The organism is Streptomyces sp. NPDC050617, from assembly GCF_040654795.1.
Lineage (GTDB): Bacteria > Actinomycetota > Actinomycetes > Streptomycetales > Streptomycetaceae > Streptomyces.
Window position 1 is genome coordinate 68,945 of sequence record NZ_JBFAIS010000014.1, and the last position, 26,208, is coordinate 95,152.

At 74.5% G+C, this 26,208-nt stretch carries 20 protein-coding genes; 8 read left to right on the forward strand and 12 right to left on the reverse strand.

The features are described from left to right. Positions 1–4: 4 nt before the first annotated feature. Positions 5–1,261, reverse strand: a complete 1,257-nt coding sequence (locus AB0I49_RS19805) for an MFS transporter (RefSeq protein WP_363228294.1) — start codon at positions 1,259–1,261, stop codon at positions 5–7. A 78-nt stretch (positions 1,262–1,339) separates the two neighbouring features. Between AB0I49_RS19805 and AB0I49_RS19810 the strand changes: the two genes are divergently transcribed. Then, positions 1,340–2,263 carry a LysR family transcriptional regulator gene (locus tag AB0I49_RS19810; protein ID WP_363228295.1) on the forward strand — a complete coding sequence of 308 codons (924 nt, stop codon included), beginning with the start codon at positions 1,340–1,342 and terminating at the stop codon, positions 2,261–2,263. Positions 2,264–2,276: 13 nt separating this feature from the next. On the opposite strand, the gene AB0I49_RS19815 is transcribed toward AB0I49_RS19810, so the two are convergent. The 8 genes from AB0I49_RS19815 to AB0I49_RS19850 form a co-directional block, all read right to left on the reverse strand. Beyond that, entirely contained in the window at positions 2,277–2,531 is a 255-nt protein-coding gene (locus AB0I49_RS19815; RefSeq protein ID WP_363228296.1) for a DUF1049 domain-containing protein, read from the reverse strand. Between the two features lie 143 nt (positions 2,532–2,674). Beyond that, positions 2,675–6,793, reverse strand: a complete 4,119-nt coding sequence (locus tag AB0I49_RS19820; protein ID WP_363228297.1) for an amino acid adenylation domain-containing protein — start codon at positions 6,791–6,793, stop codon at positions 2,675–2,677. Next, positions 6,790–7,020, reverse strand: coding sequence for a phosphopantetheine-binding protein (locus AB0I49_RS19825; RefSeq protein ID WP_363129291.1), 231 nt, complete (start codon positions 7,018–7,020; stop codon positions 6,790–6,792). Before AB0I49_RS19825 ends, AB0I49_RS19820 begins: the two co-directional genes overlap by 4 nt. A gap of 5 nt (positions 7,021–7,025) precedes the next feature. Further along, complete coding sequence (locus AB0I49_RS19830) at positions 7,026–7,658, reverse strand: isochorismatase family protein (RefSeq protein ID WP_363129292.1); 633 nt, start codon at positions 7,656–7,658, stop codon at positions 7,026–7,028. 84 nt (positions 7,659–7,742) lie between these two features. Next, positions 7,743–9,431, reverse strand: a complete 1,689-nt coding sequence (locus AB0I49_RS19835; RefSeq protein WP_363228298.1) for a (2,3-dihydroxybenzoyl)adenylate synthase — start codon at positions 9,429–9,431, stop codon at positions 7,743–7,745. Next, positions 9,428–10,765 (reverse strand): isochorismate synthase DhbC, encoded by a 1,338-nt coding sequence (dhbC, locus tag AB0I49_RS19840; protein WP_363228299.1) that lies wholly within the window; start codon positions 10,763–10,765, stop codon positions 9,428–9,430. Before dhbC ends, AB0I49_RS19835 begins: the two co-directional genes overlap by 4 nt. Positions 10,766–10,951: 186 nt before the next feature. Then, entirely contained in the window at positions 10,952–11,731 is a 780-nt protein-coding gene (locus tag AB0I49_RS19845; RefSeq protein WP_363228300.1) for a 2,3-dihydro-2,3-dihydroxybenzoate dehydrogenase, read from the reverse strand. Positions 11,732–11,853: 122 nt separating this feature from the next. Further along, positions 11,854–12,837 (reverse strand): iron-siderophore ABC transporter substrate-binding protein, encoded by a 984-nt coding sequence (locus tag AB0I49_RS19850; RefSeq protein ID WP_363228301.1) that lies wholly within the window; start codon positions 12,835–12,837, stop codon positions 11,854–11,856. Positions 12,838–13,003: 166 nt separating this feature from the next. On the opposite strand from AB0I49_RS19850, the gene AB0I49_RS19855 reads away from it, so the two are divergent. The 6 genes from AB0I49_RS19855 (at position 13,004) to AB0I49_RS19880 (ending at position 19,745) form a co-directional block, all read left to right on the forward strand. After that, positions 13,004–14,107, forward strand: a complete 1,104-nt coding sequence (locus tag AB0I49_RS19855; RefSeq protein ID WP_363228302.1) for an iron ABC transporter permease — start codon at positions 13,004–13,006, stop codon at positions 14,105–14,107. Positions 14,108–14,127: 20 nt separating this feature from the next. Further along, entirely contained in the window at positions 14,128–15,237 is a 1,110-nt protein-coding gene (locus AB0I49_RS19860; protein WP_363228416.1) for an iron ABC transporter permease, read from the forward strand. A 2-nt stretch (positions 15,238–15,239) separates the two neighbouring features. Further along, complete coding sequence (locus AB0I49_RS19865) at positions 15,240–16,079, forward strand: ABC transporter ATP-binding protein (protein ID WP_363228303.1); 840 nt, start codon at positions 15,240–15,242, stop codon at positions 16,077–16,079. A 9-nt stretch (positions 16,080–16,088) separates the two neighbouring features. After that, complete coding sequence (locus AB0I49_RS19870) at positions 16,089–16,766, forward strand: response regulator transcription factor (protein WP_363228304.1); 678 nt, start codon at positions 16,089–16,091, stop codon at positions 16,764–16,766. Next, a complete protein-coding gene (locus AB0I49_RS19875; protein WP_363228305.1) occupies positions 16,756–18,195 on the forward strand; it encodes a HAMP domain-containing sensor histidine kinase in 1,440 nt (479 codons plus the stop codon). Before AB0I49_RS19870 ends, AB0I49_RS19875 begins: the two co-directional genes overlap by 11 nt. Before the next feature lie 221 nt (positions 18,196–18,416). After that, the gene (locus AB0I49_RS19880; protein ID WP_363228417.1) at positions 18,417–19,745 is read left to right on the forward strand and encodes an FtsW/RodA/SpoVE family cell cycle protein; all 1,329 of its coding nucleotides are present in this window, start codon (positions 18,417–18,419) and stop codon (positions 19,743–19,745) included. 28 nt (positions 19,746–19,773) lie between these two features. On the opposite strand, the gene AB0I49_RS19885 is transcribed toward AB0I49_RS19880, so the two are convergent. The 3 genes from AB0I49_RS19885 to AB0I49_RS19895 all read right to left on the reverse strand — a co-directional run bounded on the left by AB0I49_RS19885 (position 19,774) and on the right by AB0I49_RS19895 (position 24,105). Beyond that, on the reverse strand, positions 19,774–21,762 hold the full coding sequence (locus AB0I49_RS19885) for a prolyl oligopeptidase family serine peptidase (protein ID WP_363228306.1): 1,989 nt from the start codon (positions 21,760–21,762) through the stop codon (positions 19,774–19,776). Positions 21,763–21,845: 83 nt separating this feature from the next. Then, positions 21,846–23,279 (reverse strand): M20/M25/M40 family metallo-hydrolase, encoded by a 1,434-nt coding sequence (locus AB0I49_RS19890; protein ID WP_363228307.1) that lies wholly within the window; start codon positions 23,277–23,279, stop codon positions 21,846–21,848. Further along, the gene (locus AB0I49_RS19895) at positions 23,272–24,105 is read right to left on the reverse strand and encodes a M55 family metallopeptidase (protein WP_363228418.1); all 834 of its coding nucleotides are present in this window, start codon (positions 24,103–24,105) and stop codon (positions 23,272–23,274) included. The genes AB0I49_RS19890 and AB0I49_RS19895 overlap by 8 nt, the downstream gene beginning before the upstream one ends. Positions 24,106–24,359: 254 nt before the next feature. Between AB0I49_RS19895 and AB0I49_RS19900 the strand changes: the two genes are divergently transcribed. Then, complete coding sequence (locus AB0I49_RS19900; protein ID WP_363228308.1) at positions 24,360–26,117, forward strand: histidine kinase; 1,758 nt, start codon at positions 24,360–24,362, stop codon at positions 26,115–26,117. Positions 26,118–26,208: the final 91 nt, after the last annotated feature.

Consider the following 26,208-nt stretch of genomic DNA (forward strand, 5'->3'; position numbering starts at 1 on the left):
CGGCTCACTGCGGCGCGTGGGTCGGGGCCTCGGCCTGGATCTCGTCGGGCGACAGCTGGGCGATGCGGTGCTCGGTGCGCGCGTCGCGCAGTGCGAGCGGGGCGGCGAGGAGGATCAGGACCGCGGCGGCCGTGAAGGAGCCGTCCACCCCCAGGGCGTGCGAGGTGAGTCCGACGGCCACGGCGCCGATCCCCGTCCCGGCGTCGTAGGCCATGTTCCACGCGGTGCTGGCCGCTCCGTGGCCGCGGGGCCCGGCCCGCCGGAACATGATCACGAGGGTGTCATTCTGCAGGGCGCCGAAGCCCAGGCCGTAGACGGAGGCCGCCGCGGCGGAGAGCACCGCCCCGTCGCCGGGCCCCGCGGTGGCCAGCCCGAAGCCGCCCATGCCCACGACGCAGGCCAGCACGCTGGGCACGAGCAGCCGTCCGGTGCCCCTTCGGTCGCTGAAGACGCCCGCCGCCCAGCGCCCGACGACGATGGCGCCGGAGAGCAGGAACAGCGCGACGGGCGCGGCCGAGGAGTCGCTGAGCGCCAGCGGGAGGAACGTCGTCACGCCGCCCAGCGCGCAGGCGGAGGTGATCAGGACCGTGAAGGGCCGGCCGAGGGGCCGCAGCGGCACCGAGGCGGCCGCGGTGCTCCCCTCGCCGCCCGACTCCCCGGGGCCGGGCCGCATCGCCCGGACCGCCGCCGCGGCCAGCACGCTGAGCGCGCCGGCGGCGAGGAAGACCGGGGTGAAGCCGACGTGCTCGGCGAGCCATACGCCCAGCGGCAGGCAGAGCACCTGGGGAAGGCCGACGGCGACGCCGTACCAGCCGACGGCCCGGCCCCTGGCGTGCGCCGGGACCAGTTCGGCCACCAGCGCGCTGCCGGCCACAGCGACCATGCCGAAGCCGACGCCCCGCACGGCCGAGACCGCCAGCGCCCAGGCCAGCCCGGTCGAGACGGGGTACGCGAAGGTGGGCAGCCCCAGCAGCAGCGCGCCGGCCATCAGGACCTGACGCAGGCTCAGCCGCCGCAGCAGCCATCTCATGCACAGCTGCACCCCCACGGTCGTCGCCATCGTCACGCCGGTCACGGCGCCCACTCCGGCGTTCCCGGAACCCCCCTGGGCGGACCAGAGCGGCGCGACCGACAGCAGCGGCGCGTAGTTGGAGAAGGTCCCCACCGTCGCGGCGAGCAGCAGCAGGAAGTCCCGTCCGGCCAGGCCGGTGCTCTCGCCGCCGGCGGAGCCCCGGCGGCGCTGTGTGCTGGATGGGTGCATGCCAGCAGTTTCACGGCTCGCGTCAATCGCGTCCAACGAACGATTGCGATGGCTTCCATTCGAGAATACGATCGCTGGGTGGAGTTGAAGCATCTCTCGACCTTCGTCGTGGTGGCCCAGCGGTTGAACTTCACCGGCGCCGCCCAGGAGCTGGGCTATGTGCAGTCCAGCGTCACCGCGCACATCAAGGCCCTGGAGCGCGACCTGGGCCTCCCGCTCTTCGACCGGCTCGGCCGCCGGGTGGTGCTCACGGACGCGGGCCGCGAGCTGCGCAACCACGCCCAGAACCTCCTGAACTACGCCGAGCAGGCCACGGAGGCGGTGCAGCGGGCGGGCGGCGATCCGGGGCGGGTGCGCGGCACGCTGCGCATCGCCGCCCCCGAGAGCCTGTGCGCGCACCGCCTGCCGCCGGTGCTGCGCGCGCTGAAGAACAGCTTCCCCCTGCTCCAGGTGGCGTTCGGCCCGGCGAACCGGACCTCGCTGATGACCTCGCTCGGCGAGGGCTACCTCGACGCCGGTTTCCTCCTGGAGGAGGAGGTGAGCGGGCCCATGGTGACCGCCGACCGGCTGGCCGAGGAGGCGCTGCGCCTGGTCGCCGGGCCGGACCACCACCTGGCGCGGCGCGAGGTCGTCCGGACCGCGGATCTGGCGGACGAGACGCTGCTGCTCATCGAGAAGGGCTGCGCCCAGCGCGAGGTGATGGACCGGGAGCTGAAGAAGGCCGCGGTGCGCCCCGCGACGATGGAGTTCGTCAGCACGGAGGCGCTCAAGCGGTGCGCCGAGGCGGGCCTGGGCGTGGCGCTGCTGCCGCGCACCACGGTCGCCGACGAGATCCGCCGCGGCCGGCTCACCGCGCTGCCGTGGACCTCCCGCCCGGTCCTCGGCGTCTATCTCGTGCTGCACAAGGACCGTCAGCCCACCTCGGCCCTGCGCACGCTGACCTCACTGGCCCGCGCCGAGTTCCGGCGCACCGCCGACGAGCCCGTGGGCGCGGTGAACTGACGCGTCGGGGGCGCTACTTGCGGCGGCCGAAGGTGACGTAGCGGCCCACCAGCCAGCCGACCACCAGCATCACGGCCAGCGCGATCCACAGCGGGACCGTCACCTCGGGCAGCAGCAGCCGGATCTTGACCTGGCGGGTGTTCTCGAAGACGAAGACGAGCGCGAGGACCGCGATCACCAGCAGCACGACGCGGCCCGGCGTCGCCAGCTCCCGGACCCTGCCGCCCGAGGCGCCGCCGCCCGTCTTCGTCGAGGTCTTGGGGCTCATGGCGTGACCCTTCCGTCGGTGTGCGGGCCGCCGGGCCCGCGCGGGCCCGGCGGCCGACCGCTCCGCTTCCAGGATGGGCCGGAGGCGGCCGTTCCGTACGGCACGCCGGTCCGTACGGGTGACGCCTCGGCGCACCGCGGGGATCAGCCCCGCTCCCCCAGGTACCCGGCCACCGCCTCCGCGACCTCGGCGATCGGGCCCGGCTGCGTCATCTGCGGGTGCAGGCAGTCGATGTCGCGGTTGAGCAGGGCGCCGGTGACGTACGGCCGCCACGCCTCCCTCGTCAGCCAGTCCTCGGCGCGCGGCGCCGTGGCGGTGAAGAAGAGCATGTCACCGTCGAAGACGCGGTGGCGGTGCTCCCGCATCAGGGTGGCGTTGTTGACGACGATGTCGACGACGGCCGTCAGGGTGTGGTCGGAGAGGCTGGCCAGCGCGCTGCCCTCGGTGCGCAGCGTGGTGGTGACCTGCTCGCGGGTGAGCGTCCCGGAGGCGTCGAACTCGAACCCGGCCATGCGCAGCAGCGCGCCGAGCGCGTCCGCCTCCTTGGGCCCGGCCCGCCCGCGCCACTGGTCGGACGGGTAGGCGTCGAGCAGGGCGAGCAGCTCGACCTCCTCGCCCTCCTCCTGGAGCCGCACGGCGACGGTGTGCGCGATGACACCGCCCACCGACCAGCCCAGCAGCCGGTACGGGCCGTGCGGCCGTACCTCGCGGATGCGGGCGAGGTAGTCCTCGGCCATCTCGTCCATGGTGGCGGGGAGTTCGCCGGCGGCCGTGTCGGGGGTGAGGCCGCGCGCCTGGAGCCCGTACACCGGCTGGTCGGGGCCGAGGTGGGCGAGGAGACCGGAGTAGCACCAGCTGATGCCGCCCGCCGGGTGCACGACGAACAGCGGGGGCCGGCCGCCGCGCTCGCGCAGCGGCAGCACGACGTCCAGGGCCTGTTCGGCGTCGCCCGCCTCGTGCAGCCGCTCGGCGAGCGCGGCCGGGGTGGGGGCCTGGAAGAGCGCGCCGATGGCGAGCTTCGCGCCGAGGGTGTCGCGGACCCGGGCGACGAGGCGGGCGGCGAGCAGGGAGTTGCCGCCGAGGTCGAAGAAGCTGTCGTCGACGCCGACGCGGGGCAGCGCGAGCGCTTCGGCGAAGAGCCGGGTCAGGGTCTCCTCGCGGTGGTCGCGGGGCGCGCGCCCGTCGGTGGCGGCGATCTCGGGGGCGGGCAGCGCGCCCCGGTCCAGCTTGCCGTTGGCGCTGAGCGGGAAGCCGTCGAGTACGAGGAGGGCGCTGGGCACCATGTAGTCGGGCAGCCGGGCGGCCAGCCGGTCGCGCAGCGCCGCTGTGTCCACAGCGCCGTGCGGGCCGGCCTCGGCGGCGGCATCCACCGAGGCCGGAGTCACATAGCCCACCAGGCGCTGGTCGCCGGGGGTGTCCTCGCGGACCAGGACGCACGCCGCGGCGATGGACGGGTCGGCGCTCAGCACCGCCTCGATCTCGCCGAGTTCGATGCGCAGGCCGCGCAGCTTGACCTGGTGGTCGGTGCGGCCGAGGTATTCGACGCTGCCGTCGGCGCGCCAGCGGGCGAGGTCGCCGGTCGCGTACATGACCTCGCCGGGCGCGCCGAAGGGGTCGGCGGTGAACCGCTCGGCGGTCAGGTCGGGGCGGCCGAGGTAGCCCGTGGCGAGCTGGGTGCCCGCCAGGTGCAGTTCGCCGGGGACGCCGGGCGGGCAGAGGCCGCGGGCGGCGTCCAGGACGTAGAGCCGGGTGTTCCAGACGGGTCTGCCGATGGGCACGGGCCCTTCCTCGCCCGGCGCGCAGGCGTGGTACGTGACGTCGACCGCGGCCTCCGTCGGCCCGTACAGATTGTGCAGCGGCACGCCGGGCAGCACGGTGTGGAACTGGTCGGCGCTCTCGCGCGGCAGCGCCTCGCCGCTGCAGAAGACGCGGCGCAGACTGGTGCATTCCACCGCGGCGGGCTCGGTCAGGAAGACCTGGAGCATGGAGGGCACGAAGTGCGCGGTGGTGATGCGCTGTTCGCGGATCGTACGGGCGAGATAGGCGGGGTCCTGGTGGCCGCCGGGCTCGGCGAGGACGAGGGTCGCGCCGACGCGCAGCGGCCAGAAGAACTCCCAGACGGAGACGTCGAATCCGGACGGGGTCTTCTGGAGGACCCGGTCGTCGGGGGCGAGCCGGTACTCGGCCTGCATCCAGCGCAGCCGGTTGTCGATCGCGGAGTGCGGGACGACGACGCCCTTGGGGCGGCCGGTGGAGCCGGAGGTGTAGATGACGTACGCGGGGTGCTGCGGGGTGAGGGCGCGGCCGGGGTCGGTGGCGGCGCACTCGGCGAGCTCCGCGCGCAGCGCCGGGTCGTCGAGGACGAGGACGGGCAGCTCGGTGGGCGGCAGCGCGGGGCGCGTGGCGGCGTCGGTGAGGACGCAGACCGGCGCGGCGTCGTCGAGGGTGTAGGCGAGCCGGTCGGCCGGGTAGTCCGGGTCGAGCGGCAGGTAGGCGCCGCCGACCTTGAGGACGGCGAGGAGCGCGACCACCAGGTCGACGGAGCGCGGCACGGCGACGGCGGCGAGGCTGCCGGGGCCGACGCCGAGGGCCGCGAGGCGGCGGGCGAGGCGGTTGGCGCGGGAGTTCAGCTCGCTGTACGTGAGCGATTCGTCGCCGTACACGAGGGCGGTGGCGCCGGGGGTGCGGGCCGCGCGGGACTCGATGGGCCCGATGAGGGTGGTCGGCGGCACGGCCACGGCGGTGTCGTTGAACTCGCCGAGGATCTGCTCGCGCTCCTCCGCGGTGGCGAGCGGGAACGCGGCGAGCGGGGTGTCCGGGTCGCTGTCCGCGATACGGGCCATCAGGTCGAGGAAGCGGCCCTGGTGGACGGCGAGTTCGTCCTCGGTGTAGAGGGCGGGGTTGCCGTCGTAGTCGATGCGCAGGCCGCGGCCGTCGGTGCGGTCGTAGACGTTGACGGTGAGGTCGTCGACGGGGCCGGCGGAGAGGTTGTGGGCGTCCGATCGCGCGCCCGCGAAGGTCAGCGCGTAGTCGAAGGGCATGACGTTGACGAGCGGTCCGACCAGGGCCCGGCCCTCGCCGAGGAGGCCGAGGTCGCGGCGGATGTCCTCGTAGCGGTAGCGCTGGTGGCGGCGGGCGGCCCGGATGGCGAGGACGACCTGGCGGGTGAGCTGGGCCAGGGTGGCGTCGGGGCCGACGGTCAGCCGCAGCGGCAGGACGTTCATGACCATGCCGGGGATGCGCAGCGCGACGGAGCCCATGCGGCCCATCATCGGCAGGCCGAGGACGACCTCGCCGGCGCCGGTGGTGCGCGCGGTGCACAGGGCCTGCGCGGCGAGCAGGACGTCCGGCCAGGTGGCCCGCACGGCGGTGGCGAAGGCGCGGAGCCGTTCGGTCGCGTCGGGGGCGAGGTGGGCGGTGCGGCGCAGGAAGGTGCGCGAGGGCAGCGCGGTGCGGCCGGCCGGCGAGGGGGCCTCGGGGCGGTCCGCGAACGCCTCGGACCAGTGGGCGCGGTCCTTCTCGTACGCGTCGGAGCCACGGTATTCGGCGTCGTCGGCGACGAGTTCGGCGAGGCGCCCGAAGGGGCTGGGGCCGGGGTCCTCGCCGGCGGCGAGGGCGGTGAAGGTCTCGGCGACGCGGCGGGCGAGGAGGGAGTAGCCGTAGCCGTCCATGACGGCGTGGTGGACGCGCTGGTACCAGAGCCAGCGGTCGTCGGCCACGCGGAAGAGGGCGTGGGCGAAGAGGGGCCCGGCGGCGAGATCGAAGGGGACATCGAGGTCGGCGCGCATCCAGGCGCGCGCTGCGGCGTCGGGGTCGGCCTCGTCGCGGGCGTCGAAGACCCGCAGGGGGAAGGGGAGTTCGGCGTCGCGCGGCGTGCTCGGCGCGCCCGCGGGCAGTCCGAGGAACGCGTCCGAGGCGCCGGGCGCGGTGGTGCCCGCGGCGGGTGCGGCGAGGGGGACGGGCGTGATCGTGTGGTCCACGGGTCCGAAGGCCAGCGGCAGTTGGCGGGGCCCCTCTGCCGTCTCCACGAGCCGTACGCACAGCGCCTCGGCCTCGTCGGCGGTGCGGCGCAGGGCCCGCGCGAACAGCGCCGGGTCGATGGGGCCGTGGATCTCGATGCACTCGGCGGTGTTCTGTGCGGGGCTGTCGGGGTCGAGGGCCTGGGCGAACCACATGCCCGCCTGGGCCGCGGTGAGGGCGAGCCCCGCGGGCTCGGGGGCGGCGGCCTCGGCCTCGGTCCGTTCGGGGGTGCGTACGGTCATGCCGGCTCCCCCAGCAGCGCCCACCAGCGGTCGATCCCCGGCGCCTCGGCAAGGTCGGCGAAGGTGACCTCGGCGCCGTGGTCGCGGCGCCAGCGCTCGATGAGGGTCATGATGCGGACGGAGTCGAGGCCGTAGTCGACGAGGTTCTCGTCGTCGGGGATGTCGGCGGGGTCCTCGCCGAGCACGTCGGCCACGTCGTCCCGGATCTGCTGGATGGTGAGCGCCATGGGGGTCAGCGTCCTTCGAAGATGCGGTCGGCGGTGGTGACGACGGCGCACTTGGCGGCGGCCCAGCGCAGCGCCATGTGGTGGTCGGCCTCGGAGAAGTCGGCCACGGCGTCGGCGACGAGGAACGCCTGGATGTCGCGCATCCACGCGTCGCAGGCGCTCATCAGCACCCCGATGTGCGCGTACACGCCGACGACGATGAGCTGGTCGCGGCCCTGTGCGGCCATCCGCTCGGCGAGGTCGGTGCGGACGAACGCGCTGTACTTCCACTTGGTCAGCACCGTGTCGCCGTCCTGCGGCGCGACGCGCTCGGCGACGGCCTTGAGGCGCTCGTCGTCGGGCAGGCCGGGGCCCCAGAAGTCCTGCTGGAGGCCGCGCTCGGCCGGGGTCTGGCCGCCGGGCTGGGCGCTGTAGACGACGGGGACGCCGCGCTCGCGGCTCTCCTTCGTCAGCCGTTCGACGCCCGCGAGGAGTTCGGTGACCGGGGACGCGTCGGCGGTGAAGGCGTCGAGGAAGTAGTTCTGCAGGTCGTGGACGAGCAGGACGGCGCGGTCGGGGTCGACGGTCCACTGGACGCGGTTGGCCGGGAGGTCGGCCGCGGTGGGCATCGGGTAGGGGGCGATGGCCGGCAGTGCCATGGGGTGCCTTTCAGGTGCTGGGTCGTGCGCTGCGGTGGAGCGGGGCGCCCGGCCCGCTGTGCGGAGCGGGCGCCCGGCCGGTGCTCAGCGCGTGGCGGTCTGCGCTCTGAGCTGCTCGGCGATGGCGGCGCGCAGGTCCTTCTTGGAGATCTTGCCGATGCCGGTCTGCGGGAAGGCGTCGACGAACTCGACGCGGTCGGGGACCTTGTAGGCGGCGAGTCCGCGCTCCCGTACGAACTTCTTCACGGCGACGGGCCGCAGCGGTTCGGCGCCGTCGCGCAGGACGACGTACGCACAGGTCCGCTCGCCGAGGTAGTCGTCGGGCATGGACACGATGGCCACGTCGTGGACGGCGGGGTGGGCGAGGATGTGGTTCTCGATCTCCTCGGCGGCGACCTTCTCGCCGCCGCGGTTGATCTGGTCCTTGGCCCGGCCCTCGACGACGAGGTAGCCGTCCTCGGTCAGGCGCACCACGTCGCCGGTGCGGTAGAAGCCGTCGCGGGTGAAGGACTTGGCGTTGTGGGCGGGGGCCCGCCAGTAGCCGCGGATGGTGTACGGGCCGCGGGTCAGCAGGTGGCCGGTCGCGCCGACGGGGAGGTCGTTGTCCTCGTCGTCGACGACCCGGATCTCGTCGTCGGGGGAGATCGGGCGGCCCTGGGTGGTGACGATGATCTCGTCGGGGTCGTCCAGCCGGGTGTAGTTGACCAGCCCCTCCGCCATGCCGAAGACCTGCTGGAGGGTGCAGCCGATGGCGGGCCCGACGCGCCGGGCGGCCTCCTCGCTGAATTTCGCGCCGCCCACCAGCAGCACGTCGAGGCTGCTGAGGTCGCAGGAGGTGGTGGCGGCGGCCTCGGTCCACACGAGCGCGAGGGGCGGCACCACGCCGGTGATCGTGACGCGTTCGCGCTCGATGAGCGGGAACGCGACGTCGGGGCTGGGCTGCGGGGCGAGGACGACGCGGGCGCCGGCGTAGAGGGCGCCGAGCGTGCCGGGCGAGCTGAGGGGGAAGTTGTGGGCGGCGGGCAGCGCGCAGAGGTAGACGCTGTCCCGGTCGACGGCGCAGATCTCGTTGGAGCCCCAGAGCGAGTACATGTAGTCGTCGTGGGTGCGCGGGATGAGCTTGGGCACGCCGGTGGAGCCGCCGGAGAGCTGGAGGAAGGCGAGGTCGTCGGGGCGGGGCCCGTTCTCGACGGCGACGGGTTCGCGCGCCACGTCGGCGAGCGCGGTGTGCCCGCTGTGCTCGCCGGGGTCCCCCACCACGAACACGTCGCGCAGGGTGGGGACCTGGGCGCGTACCTTCGCCGCCAGCTCGCGGTGGTCGAAGCCGCCGTTGACGTCGGGGATGACGTAGGCGACGGCCTCGGTGAACTCGCAGAAGTAGCGGATCTCGCTCTCGCGGTGGGCGGGCAGCGCGAAGACGGGCAGCGCGCCGATGCGGAACAGCGCGAAGACCGTCTCGAAGAACTCGGCGACGTTGGGGAGCTGGACGACCACGCGGTCGCCCTTGGCGATGCCGCGGGCGAGGAACCCGGCGGCGAGCCGGTCGGCGCGCTCGTCGAGCTCCCCGTACGTCCAGCGGCGGCCGTCGCCGGCGGGGTCGACGATCGCCACCCGGTCGGGGTGGTTCAGCGCGCGCTCGCGCAGCATGGAGCCGAAGGTCTCGCCGCGCCAGTAGCCTGCGGCGCGGTAGCGCTCCGCGTAGTCGGCGGGCCAGGTCGGCGCGTCGGGTATGGCGGGTGTCTCGGGAGTGACTTCGGGTGTTTCGAGGGTCACTGGTCTGCCCCCACGGCGTGCAGGAAGGTACGGAACTTGGCGCCGGTCTCGGCGGTCTCCGCTTCCGGCGTGGACGCTGCGACGATACCCGCACCCGCGTAGAGGCGCAGTGCCCCCCGGTCGGCCTCGGCGCAGCGGATGGTGACGACCCATTCGCCGTCGCCCTCGGCGTTGCCCCAGCCGACGACGCCGCTGTACATGCCGCGGTCGAAGGGTTCGAGTTCGCGGATGACGTCGCGGGCGGTGCCGGTGGGGGTGCCGCAGACGGCGGGGGTGGGGTGCAGGGCGCAGGCCAGTTCCAGCGCGGAGGCGCGGGGTTCGGCGAGCCGGCCGCTGACGGTGGTGGACAGGTGCCACATGGCGGCGGTGCGGACGAGGGTGGGCTGCGCGGGTACGTCCAGGCGCTCGCAGTACGGGTCGAGGGCCTCGCGTACGGCGTCGACGACGACGGCGTGCTCGTGCAGGTCCTTCGCGGACTCCAGGAGGGCCGCGGCGCGGCGTACGTCCTCGGCGAGGTCGGCGCTGCGCGGCACGGAACCGGCGAGGGGGTTGGCGACGAGGCGGTGGCCGCGGCGGGAGACGAGGAGTTCGGGGCTGGCGCCGAGGAGGGTGCGGCCGGGGCCGGTGGGCACGGCGAAGGTGTAGCCGGTGGGGTCGCGGCGGGCCAGGCGCTGGAGGAGGCCGGGGAGGTCCGGCGCGTGGGGGTCGCCGGGCGCGGTGAGTTCGAGGGTGCGGGCGAGCACGACCTTGCTGAAGTCGCCGCGGCGCATGCGGCGTACGGCCTCGGCGACGGCGGCGCCGTACGCGGCGGGCTCGGGGATGGGGCGGATCTCCCAGCGGGCGGCCTCGGGGGCGGCGGCGGGGAGCGCGATCAGCGGGTCCTCGGCGAGCGGCGGCGCCCAGCGGGCCCGCTCGGGCACGGCGAGGGCGGCGGGCGCGTCCTGGTCGAAGGGGACGGCGCCGACGACGATGGGCGCGGGGTCGCCCGCGGCGCGCCGGGCTTCGAGCGTCTCGGCGACGCGGCGGGCCAGCGGCCGCTCGTCGTGGGGTACGTCGGCCCGTATGCCGTGGGTGAGCAGGGTCCGGGTCGGGGAGGCGAAGAAGCGGGCGTCGCCGGGGGCGTAGGCGTCGAGGAGGCCGGTGGCCGCGCCGACGGTGTCGGCGCCGGGGGCGGCGGTGCGGGTCGCCGGCCGGGCGGCGGCCGGGGCCGCGGCGTCCGCCGGGCGGTTCGCGCTCTCGGGGGCGGGGCCCGAGGGCTCCGGGTCCGCCGGGCGGGCGGTGCCGCCGGCGGTGCCGGGTATCGGACGCTCGGCGACGTCATGCGCCCTGGTCACCTGGTGCTCCGTCTCTCCGGCGCTCGTGGCGCCGGCTGGGGTGGGGGTGGTGCTCGCCGCGGCGGGGCCGGTGGGCTCCGGCGGCGTCGGTGCGGGGTGTGCGCGGGGCCGGCCGGGCTCGGGCTGCGCCGGGGGCCGGTCGTGCGCGGGGGCCGCGGGGAGCGGCCGGGCGGGTATCACGGCGTGTCAGGCCCGCAGCGTCGCGCCGCCGTCGACGTAGAGGTCGTGCATGGTGATGTGGCGGGCCCGGTCGGAGACGAGGAAGGCCACGGCGTCGGCGATGTCGGAGGGTTCGGCGATGCGGCCGAGGGGGATGCCGACGCGGTAGGTGGAGGGGTCTCCGTCGATGACGCGCAGCGGGGCCTGCGGGTCGGTCCACATGTTGCGCTGCATGGCGGTGTCGGTGGAGCCGGGCGAGACGACGTTGCAGCGGATGCCGCTGCGGGCGAGCTCCAGCCCGAGGCACTTGGTGAACATGGTGGCGGCGGCCTTGGAGGCGGCGTAGGCGGCCATGCTGGTGCGGGGGACGCCGGCGGCGTTGGAGCCGACGGTGACCATGCAGCCGGCGCGGCGCTCGCTCATGCGGCGGGCGGCGGCGCGGGAGGTGTTGAAGACGCCGGTGGTGTTGACGGCGAAGGTGGCGTTCCAGTCCTCGTCGGTGAGGTCGACGACGGGCGCGGTGTGCAGCACTCCGGCGACGTTGACGAGGATGTCCAGGGGGCCGGCGGCGCGTTCCACGTCGTCCATGACGCGTTCGACGGCGGCGCTGTCGGTGACGTCGGCGAGGTGGGCGGTGACGCGGGCGGCGCCGAATTCGGTTTCGAGCGCCTTGATGCCGTCGGGGGTCGCGTCGAGGGCCGCGACCTTGGCGCCGCGTTCGATCAGTGCGCGGACGACCGCCTCGCCTATGCCCTGTCCGGCGCCGGTGACCAGCGCGACGCGTCCGGCGAGTTCTGGCTGCTGCACGACGGAATCCCCTCCTGGAAGTTAGGTAAGGCTAACCTAACACGCCTCCGAGCCTGGTGAGGAGTGGCGAGCGTCGCATCGGCCGGCGTCCACCACTCCCCCCAACCCGCTTCGCTCTCAGCTCACTTGGCCATGGCCTTCTGGATGTCGTCCAGCACCGACATCGCGGCCAGCGGGCCGCCCAGGCTCGTCCACTTCGAGCCGTCGATCTCGGTGAGGTGACCGTCCTTGACCGCGCCCAGCTGCTGGTACGCCGGCTTCTTCTTCAGCGCCGCGAACAGGTCCGCGTCCTTGCCCTTGGCCGCGAGGGTGCCGATGAACAGCCAGTCCGCGTCGATCTGCTTGATGTCCTCGTCGCTGATCGGCGTGGAGTGGCCCGCGCCCTTCTGGTTCTGGATGCCGGGGCGCTTGAAGCCGAGGTCCTTCAGCACATCGCTGACGAAGACGCCCTGCTGCATGACGGCCGTGCCCTTCCCGGAGTAGCGGGCGACGCTGACCGTCTTGCCGGCGTTCGCGCCGATCGCCTTCTTCACCTCGCCGGCCTTCTTGTCGTAGTCCGCGAGGAACTTCTTCGCGTCGGCTTCCTTGTTCAGGATCTTCCCGGTGAGGGAGAGCGCGGACTTCCAGTCCTTGTCCTTGCCGATCGTCACGACCGTCGGCGCGATTTGCCGCATCTGCGTGAGCACCTGGCGGTCGCTGATCTGGCCCGCCAGAATGACGTCCGGCTGGGCCGCCAGGACCTTCTCCACGTCCGGCCCGGTCACCGCGCCGACCACCGGAATCCCCTGCGCCTTGTCCTTGAGGTACTCCGGGGCGCCCTGCTGGCCGCGGCCCGCGGTGAGGCCGGCCGGCTTCACGCCGAGCGCGAGCGAGCTGTCGAGGTCCATCTCGCTGAGCACGACGACCTTCTTGGGGGCCTTCGGCACCTCCACCTGCGCGCCGGTCACGTCGGTGACCCGTCGGACATCGCCCTTGGCGCCGTCCGCCTTCGCGCTGTCCTTCGTGTCCTTGCCGTCCGAACCGCAGGCGGTGAGGGAGAGCGCGGCGGCGAGGGCGATCGCGGTGGCGGCGGTCAGCCGGGTGCGCGAGGAACGGGGCGAGGACATGTGTGGATCTCCGAGCTCTGGGGACAACATTTCTGGGGCGTTGCGGGTTGTTCGACAGGCGTGAAAACCGGACAACACCTCGTGGGACACGAGGGCATGGCAGAGCGTCGGACGCGTCGGCACAACCCGCCCGAGACCCCACCATGCATTAGGTTAGGCTAACCTCATGCTGGTTGCGCAAGAGGGCGGGGCCCAGATCCCCGCGCCACCCGATGCCGAGCCCCCGATATCCGACGGCTCGCGCGGCCGGGTCCGCTGGACGGCCCTCGCGCTCACCGCGGCGCTCCTCGTCCTCGCCCTGCTCTCGCTGCTCATCGGCACCGGCGGCGAACCGATGGGCCGCGCCCTCGACTTCCTCCTCGGCGACCGGGCCGCCCGCGCCGACGCCCAACTCCACCTGGCCGTCGTCGACGTACGCGTGCCGCGCACCATAGCCGCCGTCCTCGTCGGCACCGCCCTCGGCACCGCCGGCGCCCTCCTCCAGGCCGTCACCCGCAACCCGCTCGCCGAGACCGGCCTCCTGGGCGTCAACTCCGGCGCGGCCCTCGGCGTCGTCGTCGGCCTCACCTACTTCGGCGCCGGCTCCTCGTACGCGATGCTCGTCTGGGCCCTGGCCGGCGGGCTCGCCGCCAGCGCCGTCGTCCTGCTGCTCGCCGCCTCCGGCCGCGGCGCCGGCGCCTCGCCGCTCCGGCTCGTCCTGGCCGGCTCGGCGCTCGGCGCCACCTTCCACGGCGCGACCTCGTACGTGCTCCTGGGCACCAAGTCCACCTTCGACGAGTACCGCTACTGGACCATCGGCTCGCTCGCCGGCATCGAGACCTCCACCGCGCTCACCATGGCCCCGCTCGTCGCCGTCGGCCTCCTCGTCGCGCTCGGCGCCGCCCGCCCGCTCGGCGCCCTCGCCCTCGGCGACGACTCCGCCCGCGCGCTCGGCCACCACCCCGGCCGCATCCGCCTGGTGGTGGCCGGCGCGGTCACCCTCCTCGCGGGCGCCGCCGTCGCGCTCGCCGGGCCCATCGCCTTCCTCGGGCTGCTCGCCCCGTACGCGGCGCGCACCGTGACCGGCCCCCGCATGGCGCCCCAACTCCTGCTCTCCGCCCTCATCGGAGCCGACGTGATGATCGCCGCCGACATCCTGGCGCGCGTCGTCATCCGCCCCTGGGAGACCCCCGTCAGCGTGCTGCTCGCACTCCTCGGCGGGCCGCTGCTCATCTGGATCGCCCGGTCGAACCGGATGAGCGGCCTCGGCGCGTCGGGAGCCTCCGCATGACCGAGCGCCTGACCGAGCGCATGACCGAAGACGGGAGCGAACCGCACGCCGACGCGCCCCTCACCCCGCCCGACAGCGTCGTGCTGCGCACCGGCACCCTCTCCTGGCTCTTCCCGCGCCGCACCGCGCTCGTCTCCGTCGGACTCGCCCTCGTCATCGCCGTCGTCGTCGCCCTCGCGACGTTCGCCAGCTCGACCGGGCTGAGCCCCGCCGACACCCTCGGCGGGCTGCTCGGCACAGGCGACCGGATGAGCGTGATGCTGATCCAGGACTTCCGGCTGCCGCGCATCCTGGTCGGGCTGATGGTCGGCGCGGCCCTCGGCGTCTCCGGCTGCCTCACCCAGACGCTGGCCGGCAACCGGCTCGCCACCCCCGACATCATCGGCGTCAACGAGGGCGCGACCGCCGCCGTCGTCGCCTCCGTCGTGGGCAGCTCGACCGCGATGGTCGGCGACTGGTGGCTCGGCCCGCTCGGCGCGGTCGCCGCCGCCGTCGTCGTGGTCGCCTGCGCGGGCGGCGCGGGCACCCGCGGCTACCGCGTCCTGGTCGTCGGCATCGGCGTGTCCACCCTCGTCGGCGCCGTCACCGACCTCGTGATGTCGCGGCAGAACGAGAACACCGCGGGCGGCGTCTTCCTGTGGAGCGTCGGCAGCCTCAACGGCCGCGACTACACCGTCGGGCGGCCGCTGCTGCTCTGCCTCGTCGTGCTCATCCCGCTCGCCCTCGTCGCCGGCCGCCGCCTGGACGTCATGCGGTTCGACGACGACATGGCCGCCGCCCTGGGCGTCAACATCCGGCTCGTACGCGGCCTCACCCTGGCCCTCGCCGTCGCGCTGGCCGGCGTCGCGGTGGGCATCGGCGGCCCCATCGCCTTCGTGGCGCTCGCCTCCCCCATCCTCGCGGGCCGCCTCTGCGGCCCCACCCGGGTGCCCATCGTGGGCTCCGCGCTGGTGGGCGCGGGGCTCATCGCCGCCGCCGACGCGCTCGGCCGCGTCATCGCCCCCGTCGAGATCCCGGTGGGCGTGGTCACCAGCGTCCTCGGCGGGCCGTTCCTGCTGTGGGTCCTGATCAGCGGCGACGGCCGCTCGCGGGCCCCGAAGCCCTCCCGCCGCTCCTCCAGAAAGGCATGACCGTGGCTGAGAGAACCCACGACCTCGTCGTCGAGCGGGTCGAGGCGGGCTACCCCGGACACCTCGCCGTCCGCGGCGTCGACCTCACCGTGCCGGCCGGCCGCGTCGTCGCCATCGTCGGCCCCAACGGCTGCGGCAAGTCCACCCTGCTGCGCACCATCGCCCGGCTGCACCAGCCCCGGGCCGGCACGGTCAGCGTCGGCGGCGCCGACATCTGGCAGCTCGGCCAGCGCCGCGCCGCCCACCTCGTCTCGCTGCTGCCGCAGGCCCCGCAGGCCCCCGAGGCCGTCACCGTCGCCGGGCTCGTACGGTACGGGCGCCACCCCCACCAGGGGCTGTTCCGCCAGTGGTCCCGCGAGGACGAGCGGGCGGTGCGCGCCGCCCTGGAGGCCACCGGCACCACCGAACTGGCCGGCCGCCGCCTCGACCGGCTCTCCGGCGGCCAGCGCCAGCGCTGCTGGCTCGCCATGGTCCTCGCCCAGGAGACCCCCCTCGTCCTCCTCGACGAGCCGACCAGCGCCCTCGACCTCGGCCACGCCGTCGAGGTCCTGGAGCTCGTCCGCTCGGTGGCCGCCGCGGGCCGCACCGTCGTGATGGTGCTGCACGACCTGATGAGCGCCGCCCGCTACGCCGACGTCATCGTCGCCATGCGCGACGGCGAGATCGTCGCCGACGGCCCCTCGCGGGAGGTCGTGGACGCCGCGCTGGTACGAACGCTGTACGGCATCGACGCCGACGTCCTCGCGGCCCCCGGCGACGGCTCCCCCGTCGTGGTGCCCGCCGCCCGCGCCCCGGAGGCCCCCGCCCCGGCGGCCGTGGGGCGGGGGAAGGCGCAAATGTAGTCTTTGCGGGTGCGCATTCTGGTGGTCGAGGACGAAGAGCGGCTGGCCGACACCCTGCGGCGGGGGCTGGCCGCGGCCGGCCACTGGGTGGACGTCGCGCACGACGGGCGGCGCGGCCTGGAACTGGCCCTGGCCCAGGGGTACGACGCGCTCGTCCTCGACGTGATGCTGCCCGGCCTCGACGGCTACGAGGTCTGCGGGCGGCTGCGGCGGCTCAAGGACCGTACGCCGATCCTCATGCTCACCGCGAAGGACGGCGAGTACGACGAGGCCGAGGGGCTCGACGCGGGGGCCGACGACTACCTCGCCAAGCCCTTCTCCTTCGTGGTCCTGCTGGCCCGGCTGCGGGCGCTCGGCCGCCGGGCCGGCCGAGAGCGGCCCACCACCCTCCAGGCCGGCGACCTGGTCCTGGACGTCGCCGCGCGCGCCTGCCGGCGCGGCACCCGGGAGATCGAGCTGACCACCCGCGAACTCGCCGTGCTGTCCTGCCTGATGGCCGGCAACGGCCAGGCGGTCCCCAAGGCGGACATCCTGCACGAGGTGTGGGACGCCCCCGGCGACATCGACCCCAATATCGTCGAGGTCTACATCAGCTCGCTCCGCAAGAAGATCGACACCCCGTTCGCCCGCCGCTCCATCCGCACCGTGCGGGGCGTCGGCTACCGGGTGACGCCCGATGACGGCTGACCGTCCGCGCCGCCGGCTGCACCGGCTTGTCCCCCGCACCGTACGGGCCCGCGCCACCGCCGCCGCGGCCCTCACCATGGCCGTCATCCTGGCCGCCGGGGGCGGCTGGCTCTATCTCGTGCTGCGCCACAACCTCCTCGACAACGCCGCCGAACGCACCGAGCTGGCCGCCCGCAAGACCGCCGCCGGACTCGGCCCCGAGCCCGGCGACGGGCGCTCCTCGGCCGGTCTCGCCCAACCCGACGGCGGCGTCGACTCCGTCTTCGTCCTGGGCCCGCGCGGGCAGGTGCTCGCGGGCACCGGCCCCGACCCCGCGTCCCGCGCCGCGGGCCTCGCCGGCTTCCGCCCACCCGCCGGGCAGGACTCCGCGAGCCGCGTCCTGTGCTGCGCGAAGGCCGCCGGCGGGCAGCGCAGCGTGGCCGTCGTCGTACGGGCCCCCTCCCCGCGCGGCGACCGCTACGTCTACGGCATCACCGTCCTCAACGACGTCTCCAACGCCACCAGCGCCCTCGCCCTGACCCTGCTGATCGGCGCGCCCCTGCTGATGGCCCTGACCGTCGGCATCGCCTGGGGGGTGACCGGGCTCGCGCTGCGCCCGGTCGCCGCCATCCGCGGCGAGCTGGCCGCCGTCACCGCCCGCGAACTGGACCGCCGGGTCCCGGACCCGGACAGCGGCGACGAGATCGCGCGGCTCGCGCGGACCGTCAACGCGACCCTCGACCGGCTGGAGCAGTCGGTCGGGCGGCAGCGGCAGTTCGTCGCCGACGCCTCGCACGAGCTGCGCAACCCGGTCGCGGCGCTCCGCGCGGAGCTGGAGGTGTCGCTCGCCGGCTCCAGCGACGCGCGGCTCGCCGCGTCCGTACGGCAGGCGCTCGGCGACGCCGACCGGCTCCAGCGGATCATCACGGACCTGCTGCTGCTCGCCCGGCTCGACGCGCGGGTGCACCGCCCGGACCAGGCGGTGGACCTGGCGCTGCTGGCCGCCGAGGAGATCGCGCGGCGCCGCTCGCCGCGGGTGCCCATCACGCTCGCCGCCGACGAACCGGTGCCGGTGCGGGGCGACCACGCGCAGCTGGAGCGGCTGCTGGCCAACCTCGTCGACAACGCCCTGCGGTACGCGCGGTCCGCCGTACGGATCTCCGCGGCCCTGGACCCGGCGGCCGACGAGGCGTCGCTGCGGGTGACCGACGACGGGCCCGGCATCCCGCCGGAGTCCGCGGAGCGGGTCTTCGAGCGCTTCACCCGGCTGCATCCGGCCCGCGACCGGGGCAGCGGCGGCACCGGGCTGGGGCTCGCCATCGCCCGTGAGATCGCCCAGGCGCACGGCGGGACGCTGCGCGTCGAGCCCGCGCCGGACGGCGGATCCGGGGCGCGGCTGGCGGCCGTCTTCCCGACCGGCGCGGCGGACCGGCGGGGCCCGCGTTCCTGAACGCGCCTTCAGGAACCTCAGGTTCTCTTCAGTCGCGGTCCGAGATGATCGGATCAGCCCGTACGGACGTGGTCCCCGCGGGCCGTACCACCGCCTGAACCGGGAGGACGCCCGTGCGTGGACGGAGCACCGAGCCCCTGGCCGTGACCGACACCGGCGGGGCGACCACCCTCACCGGCCCCGGCGAGGAGGCCCACGGCGGCAGATGGCGCGCCGCGTCCGTGGCCGGGAGCCCGCGGCGCACCGAGGCGCTGCTGCTGGTCTTCGTCCTGTTCATCGTCACCTTCGGCTACACCGACGCGGGGCTCGGGCTGACCGGCGAGCTCCCCGACGGGCTGGCCGGTTTCGTGGCCTCGCAGGCGTGCTGCTCGCTGGTGGCGCATATCGCGGTGCGCCGGTTCGCGGCGCGCGCCGATCCGCTGATCCTGCCGCTGGCGATGCTGCTGAACGGCCTCGGGCTGGTCCTCATCCACCGGCTGGACCACTCCTACAAGGAGCGGTGGCACTCCGGCGCGATGGCGCCGGGCCAGCTGGTGTGGACGGTCGTCGGCGTCGGTGTGGCCATCGCGGTGATCGCGGTCCTGAAGGACTACCGGCGGCTCCAGCGCTATATCTACGTGACCATGGCGGCGGCGCTGGTGCTGCTCATCGCCCCGGCGATGTTCCCGGGCGACTCCTACGGCGCGAAGCGGTGGGTGCACCTGGGGGCGCTCACGTTCCAGCCGGGCGAGTTCGTGAAGGTCATGATCGCGATCTTCTTCGCCGGGTACCTCGTCACGCACCGGGACGCGCTCACCCTGACGGGCCGGCGCTTCCTGGGCATGCGGCTGCCGCCGGGCCGGCAGCTCGGCCCGATCGTCACGATCTGGATCATCAGCCTGCTCGTCCTCGTCTTCGAGCGCGACCTGGGCACCTCGCTGATCTTCTTCGGCCTGTTCGTGGTGATGCTCTACGCCGCCACCGAGCGCACCAGCTGGGTGGTCTGCGGCGTGCTGATGGCCGCGGTCGGCGCGTTCGCGGTCGGTTCGATGGAACCGCACGTCAAGGGCCGCATCGTCGCCTGGCTGCACCCCTTCGACATCTACCTGCCGGTGGACCAGCGGCCCCCGGGCCTCGTCTCCGACCAGGCCGCGCAGGCGCTGTTCAGCTTCGGCTCCGGCGGCGTCAGCGGTACGGGCCTGGGCCTCGGCCACCCGGAGCTGATCCAGTTCGCGGGCCGCTCCGACTTCATCCTGACCAGCGTCGGCGAGGAGCTGGGGCTGGCCGGCACCATGGCCGTGATCGTGCTCTACGCGCTCCTCATCCAGCGCGGCCTGCGCACCTCCCTCCTCGCCAACGACCCCTTCGGCAAGCTGCTCTCCCTCGGCCTCGCCGTCGTCCTCGCCCTCCAGGTCTTCGTGGTGGCGGGCGGCGTCACCGGCCTGATGCCGCTGACCGGCAAGGCCCTCCCGTTCCTGGCCCAGGGCGGCTCGTCCATGGTCGCGAACTGGCTGCTCATCGCCGTCATGATCAAGGTGAGCGACGGGGCGCGGCGGCAGCAGGACCTCTAGAACCCCCGTCAGGGGCACCGCCCCCCGCTCACTCGGCGAGCCGCAGCTCCGGTACGCCCTCGGCGGCGAAGCCGAAGGTCTGCGCGTACAGCGAGAACTCGGCCTCCAGCGCGCGGATCATGGAGTCGGCGCGGCGGAAGCCGTGGCCCTCGCCCTCGAAGGCGAGGTAGGCGTGCGGGACGCCGCGGCCCTTGAGCGCTTCGAGGAAGCGCTCGCACTGCGCCGGCGGGCAGATCGGGTCGTCCAGGCCCTGGAGGAGCAGGAAGGGCGAGGAGAGGCGCGCGGCGCGGTGCAGGGGTGAGCGGTCGCGGTAGCGGTCCGGCACCTCGGCGAGCGGGCCGATGAGGGTGTGGAGGTACTGGGACTCGAAGTCGTGGGTGCCGTCGGCTGCCCAGCCGACGAGGTCGAGGACCGGGAAGCTGATGGTTCCGCAGGCGTAGAGGTCGGTCGAGGTGAGCGAGGCGGCCGTGGTCCAGCCGCCCGCGCTGCCGCCGCGGATGGCGAGCCGCGCCCGGTCGGCGGTGCCCTCGTCGGCGAGCGCCTCGGCGACGGCGGCGCAGTCCTCGACGTCGACGACGCCCCAGCTCTCGCGCAGCCGGTTGCGGTAGTCGCGCCCGTACCCCGTCGAGCCGCCGTAGTTCACCTCCACGACCCCGATGCCGCGGGAGGTGAAGTAGGCGGTCTCCAGGTCGAGTACGAGCGGGACGCGGCTGGTGGGGCCGCCGTGGGCCCACACCACGTAGGGCGGCAGCTCGTCGAAGGGGCCCGTGTGGTCGGGGCTGTGCGGCGGGTGGACGTGGGCGTGGATGTCCCGGCCGTCCGGGCCGGTGAAGACGCGGATCAGCGGCTCGGGGTAGTAGGCGGGGTCCACGGGGTCGGTATGCGCGGCGGCGGCGACGCGGCTGCGGCCCGTGCAGGTGTCGAGCTCCACCACCTCGTAGGCGGTGCGGGGGCTGCCCGCGACGCCGAAGACGCGGGTGCCGTGGACCGCCAGTGTGGGGGCCCACTCCGTCCAGGGGCCGGCCGCGTCGACGAGTTCGCCGCTCTCGGGGTCGAGTATGCCGAGCGAGGTGGTGCCGCGGCCGTGGACGACGGCGACGGTGCCGTTCTCCAGCGGTGCGAACCAGCGCTGGCCGATCATCCACAGGGGGCCCGCGAACTCCTCGTCGCGCGGGCAGAGGGGCGTGGCCCGGCAGGTGGCCGGGTCCACCGCGTGCAGGTTCCACCAGCCGGTACGGTCGGTGGCCGCCAGCAGCGTGCCGTTCGCCGCCCATTCGGCCTGGGCGACTGCCTCGCCGGGTCCGCCGAGTACGGTGCGCGCGCCCGTGAGCCCGCCGTCGGCGGCGGTCTCCGCGACGCGCAGTTCCGTGCCGTCCCAGGGCATCCGCGGGTGGTCCCAGGCGAGCCAGGCCGCCTGCCGCCCGTCGGGCGAGAGCCGGGGGCCGGTCACGAACCGGTGCCGGTCGTGGGTCAGTTCGCGGACGGCCTCCCGGTCCTCGGCGGCCGTTCCGTCCAGCGGTACGGCCACGATGACGCGGCGCACGTCGGTCGGGCCCTCGCCGGTGAACTCCTCCAGTACGCACCAGACTTCGCCCCGGTCCAGGTGGACGACGGGGTCCGCCCAGCGCAGCCCGCCGCCGACGGCCGAGACGGGCGTCAGGGGGCGGGGCGGGGCGCCGTCCGGGCCGTCCGGCTCGTACGCGTACAGCCGCTGGTCGGCGAAGTCGCTGAAGACGATCAGCGGGCCGCCCGCCTCGCGCGCCGCGCCCGCCCACGGCTGGCCGCCGTACTCGATGACCCGGGTGCGGACGTTCCACGGCGCGGCCAGCGGCGTCTCCTCGACGCCGTCGGCGCGCAGCCGCATCAGGGCGCGCCGGCCGCCCTCCTCGGGGCGGGGCGCGATCCACCACACCTCGTCGCCGACCGTGCCCAGGAAGCCGGGCCGGCCGTCCCGCGAGGCGGCGAGCGCGGCGTCGATCGGGGAGGGCCAGGCTCCGTAGGGCGCCGTGGTCGTCATGATGGCTGAGCCTCCTGTGGACGAGGGAAGGTGCGGGTCGGATATGCCCGCCGAAGAGGCTTCGGCGGGGCTCGGGCGCGCTGTCACCGGGCCGCGACGCGGCTCGGGCGGGACGGGGCCGCGGTGCGGGCCGGGCGGTTCGCCCGCATCAGGAAGTCGTCGAGCACGCGGACGCCGAAGTGCAGCGCTTCGACGGGCACCCGCTCGTCCACGCCGTGGAAGAGCGCCTGGTAGTCGAAGCCGGCGGGCAGTTTGAGCGGCGAGAAGCCGTAGCCGGTGATGCCCAGCCGGGAGAACTGCTTGGCGTCCGTGCCGCCGGACATGCAGTACGGCACCGGGTGCCCGGTCGGGTCGAACTTCTCGATCGCGGCCCGCATGGCGGCGAACGTCGGGGAGTCCACGGGCGCCTGGAGCGGCACCTCCCGGTGCTGGAACTCCCAGTGCACGTCCGGGCCGGTGAGCCGGTCGAGGGTGGCGTGGAACTCCTCCTCGCCGCCCGGCACCATCCGTCCGTCGACGTGTCCGACGGCGGTGCCCGGAATGACGTTGATCTTGTATCCGGCGTCGAGCATGGTCGGGTTGGCGCTGTTGCGGACCGTCGGGGCGACGAGCGCGGCGGCGGGGCCCAGCTTGCCGAGCAGTTCGTCGACGTCGAAGTCGGCGGCGTCCAGGTCGGCCTCGATGCCGTGCAGCGCCGCCAGTTCGGTGAGCGCGGCCCGTACGGTCGGGGTGAGGCGGACGGGCCACTGGTGGTCGGCGATCCGGGCGACGGCCGCCGCGAGGTTGCTGACGGCGTTGTCCGGGTTCACCTTGGAGCCGTGGCCCGCGGTGCCGCGCGCGGTGAGCCTGAGCCAGCCGGTGCCGCGCTCCCCCGCCCCCACCGGGTAGAGCCGCAGCCCGCCGCCCGCGTGGAAGGTGAAGGCGCCGGACTCGCTGACGCCCTCCGTGCAGCCCTCGAAGAGGTCCGCGTGCTCCTCGGCGAGGAAGCCGGAGCCGACGTCGGCGCTGTCCTCCTCGTCGGCGGTGAAGGCCAGCACGATGTCGCGCGGCGGCCGGACCCCGGCCCGCGCCCAGGCCCGTACGGCGGCCAGCACCATCGCGTCCATGTTCTTCATGTCGATCGCGCCGCGCCCCCAGACCACGCCGTCGCGGATCTCGCCGGAGAAGGGGTGCACGCTCCAGTCGGCGGGCTCGGCGGGGACCACGTCGAGATGGCCGTGGACGAGCAGCGCGTCCGCGCCGGGGTCGGCTCCGGGGATGCGGGCGACCACGTTCGTACGGCCGGGCTCCCGCTCCAGCAGCGTCGGTTCGATGCCGGCGTCGGCGAGGCGCTCGGCGACGTATTCGGCGGCGGGCCGCTCCCGGCAGTCGCCGCCGCCCCGGTTGGTGGTGTCGATGCGGATCAGCTCGCTGGTGAAGCGGACGACCTCGTCGAGCGCCGCTCTGTCCACCCGGTCGTCGCCGGCGTCTTCGCCGCCCTTGCCGTCCTTGCCGTCGCTCAGGGACTCCTCAGCCATACTGCTCCTCCACCGCGGCCGACACGACGGTGGTGACCGCCTTGAACGCGCGGATGCCCTCGTACATGGTCGTCGTGGTGTAGGCGACGCGGCGCTCGCCGGTGATCTCCACGCCGGGCACCACGGTCGCGGCGCCCGCCAGGTGTTCGGCGTCGAACTCGATCTCCACGGTGTGCGGCCCGGCCTGCACCGGTTCGTGCCGCCGCGCCAGGGGCACGGCCTCCCGCGCCGCGGCCCTGATGTCGGACGCGGTACGCGCCGGGGTGCGGCAGACCGCCGCGTACCGCGACACGTAGTCCTTCACCGCGACCGAACGGGCGCGCGGCGCATAGCCCTTGGCGTCCTCGCACGTCAGGTCGTCGCCCGTCACCAGCACCACGGGCACACCGTATTCGGCGACGACCAGGGAGTTCAGCAACCCCTCGCTGGCCCGCGCGCCGTCCGCCCAGACGCCGGTGATGGAGTTGGCGAGGTAGGTGTGGGCGAGGACGCCTGCCGTGCCGGCCCCGGTGTGGTAGCCGACGAAGGCGATGCCGTCCACGTCGCCGTGTTGCACGCCCTCGACCATGCTCAGGGTCTTGTGCTTGCCGACGAGCAGTTGGGCCCGCTCGTCGAGCTCCTCGACCAGGAGGTTGCGCATGGACCAGTGCGCCTCGTTGACCAGCACCTCGTCGGCGCCCCCGGCGAAGAACCCGGCCACGGCCGCGCTCACGTCCGAGGTGAACAGATGCCGGCAGCGCTCCCACTGCGAGGCGCCCGGCAGCACATCGGCCGGCCAGGTGACCCCGGTGGCGCCCTCCATGTCCGCGGAGATGAGGATCTTCACCATGCACCAGTCCTATCGCAGGTGGGAGGCTGTGCGCAGCAGTCCGGACGACACCTGACGGCATCGATTCCGCCGGCGCCGGGCCATGCCCCACCCTAACCAGCCCGCCTTGCGACTCCCTGTGAGGGCGCGTACACGTTCCGGACTGTGCCCTTCCGTCCCACTTCCGTCCCGCGCGGCCGCGCGACTTTCGTCGTGGCGGGCCGCTACCAACGGTGACTGCGGCCGTGAAGTGAGCTGTCTACCGTGGTCGCGTGAGACTTGTGAACAACGGGGGAACCGGGGGAAGCGTGGTGGACGAACTGCGCCGGGCGCCGCGGCGGCTGGCCGAGGCGTTCCGGCGGCTCTTCGCGCCCGGCATGTGGCCCGTCGGCCGGATCATCGGCGAGACGCTGCTGAGCGCGGTGCTGGGACTGCTGTCGCTGGCGCTGGAGGACACGGCCGGCGACGCGCCGCGGACCATCGTGGTAGCGGTCGCCGTGGCGCTGCTGTCGCCGCTGCGCCGGGTGCTGCCCGCGACGGTGCTGCTGCTGACCGCCGTCGGCGGGATCGTGCTTCCGGGCCTGCTCCCGCTGGTGCCCGCCGCCGCCTGGTCGGCGGGGAAGCGGATCGCCGCACACGGCCGGGCCACCGCCGTCTTCGCCTCCGCGTACGTGCTGAGCGTCGCCGTGTCGCTGGCGCAGGACCTCCCCCGCGTCCTCCTGTCGTCCGTGGTCTTCGGCGCCCTGCTGATGCTGGCCTTGGTGCTGCTGCCCGGCCTGATCAGCCGCTACTCGTCGCAGCGCCACACGCTGCTGGACACGCTGCGCGACTACAACGCCCAGCTGCTGCGCGAACGCGAGATGATCGCCGGTCAGGCCCGGCTGCGGGAGCGCCAGCGCATCGCGCAGGACATGCACGACAGCCTCGGCCACCAGCTCGCGCTGATCTCCGTGCACACCGGAGCGCTGGAGGTCGACAGCGAGCTGACGGGGCGGCAGCGGGAGGCCGTCGGCGTCCTGCGGGAGGCGTCCGTGACCGCGATGCGCGAACTGCGCGAGGTGGTGGGGCTGCTGCGGGACGGCACCCAGGCCCCCGACCCGCAGCAGGAACCGGGCCCCGCCGCGGGCGTCGTGGACGGCATCGAGGCCCTGGCGCGGTCCTCCCGCGCCGCCGGCACGAGCGTGGTCCTGCGCCGCGCCGGGGAACCGCGCCCCCTCACCCCGGCCGCCGACCACGCCGCGTACCGCGTCGCGCAGGAGGGGCTGACCAACGCGCACAAGCACGCGCCGGGCGCGCCGATCGAACTCGCCCTGCACTACGACGCGGACTCGCTGGTCGTGGAGGTCGTCAACGGCCCGGCGCCGGCCGGGGCCGGGCGGGCCGCGGTCAGCGGCGGCCAGGGGCTGACCGGGCTCGGCGAGCGGACCCGGCTGGTCGGCGGCATGGTGCACGCCGGTCCGACGGCGGACGGCGGGTTCCGGCTGGCGGGGGTGCTGCCGTACGCCCCGGCCGGGCCGGACGCGCCCGCGCCGGGCCCGCGGCCGGCGACGTTCGTCGACTCGGCCGACGACCTTCGGCGGCAGATCCGGACGGGCTCCCACGGTGACAGTGATCCGGTCATCGAAGGGAACGGCCTGCCCAAGGAGCTGGCGAAAGCAGTGAGCAGAAACAAGCGGCGCGGGGGCTGCGCCCTGGGGTGCGCGGTCGTGGCGCTGGTCGTCGTGGCCGCCCTCGTCGCCGGGGGGATCAAGCTCTGGGACGTCGTGCAGCGGAGCATGATAGAGCCGGATCAGTACGACGCGATCAAGGTGGGGCAGTCCGAGAAGTCGGTGCGCGACCGGCTGCCCGACGGCAAGTCCTTCCTGACCGAGGGGCTGGGCAAGGGCGCTCCGCCGAAGCCGGCGGGGGCCGCGTGCCTGAGCCTGCTGTCCAGCGAGGACACGGACGACATCAACGAGGACTTCGTCTTCCGGTTCTGCTTCAAGGACGGGCGGCTGGTCGAGAAGAAGAGGTTCCTGGTCAAGTCGTAGCGGCCGGGCCCGGGCCGTACGCCGTCCCCGGGGCCGGTGGGCCGGGCGGGCGGCCCGGTCGGGGATGATGTCCCGGCAGCCGCGCGCCGCA

What these genes read in the sequence shown, in the direction of transcription:
- AB0I49_RS19850 (WP_363228301.1), bottom strand. Translation starts at nt 12,837, where the DNA reads ATGTCCTCGCCCCGTTCCTCGCGCACCCGGCTGACCGCCGCCACCGCG.
- AB0I49_RS19815 (WP_363228296.1), bottom strand. Translation starts at nt 2,531, where the DNA reads ATGAGCCCCAAGACCTCGACGAAGACGGGCGGCGGCGCCTCGGGCGGC.
- AB0I49_RS19820 (WP_363228297.1), bottom strand. Translation starts at nt 6,793, where the DNA reads ATGACCGTACGCACCCCCGAACGGACCGAGGCCGAGGCCGCCGCCCCC.
- AB0I49_RS19830 (WP_363129292.1), bottom strand. Translation starts at nt 7,658, where the DNA reads ATGGCACTGCCGGCCATCGCCCCCTACCCGATGCCCACCGCGGCCGAC.
- AB0I49_RS19860 (WP_363228416.1), top strand. Translation starts at nt 14,128, where the DNA reads ATGACCGAAGACGGGAGCGAACCGCACGCCGACGCGCCCCTCACCCCG.
- AB0I49_RS19890 (WP_363228307.1), bottom strand. Translation starts at nt 23,279, where the DNA reads ATGGCTGAGGAGTCCCTGAGCGACGGCAAGGACGGCAAGGGCGGCGAA.
- AB0I49_RS19855 (WP_363228302.1), top strand. Translation starts at nt 13,004, where the DNA reads ATGCTGGTTGCGCAAGAGGGCGGGGCCCAGATCCCCGCGCCACCCGAT.
- AB0I49_RS19885 (WP_363228306.1), bottom strand. Translation starts at nt 21,762, where the DNA reads ATGACGACCACGGCGCCCTACGGAGCCTGGCCCTCCCCGATCGACGCC.
- AB0I49_RS19805 (WP_363228294.1), bottom strand. Translation starts at nt 1,261, where the DNA reads ATGCACCCATCCAGCACACAGCGCCGCCGGGGCTCCGCCGGCGGCGAG.
- AB0I49_RS19875 (WP_363228305.1), top strand. Translation starts at nt 16,756, where the DNA reads ATGACGGCTGACCGTCCGCGCCGCCGGCTGCACCGGCTTGTCCCCCGC.
- AB0I49_RS19825 (WP_363129291.1), bottom strand. Translation starts at nt 7,020, where the DNA reads ATGGCGCTCACCATCCAGCAGATCCGGGACGACGTGGCCGACGTGCTC.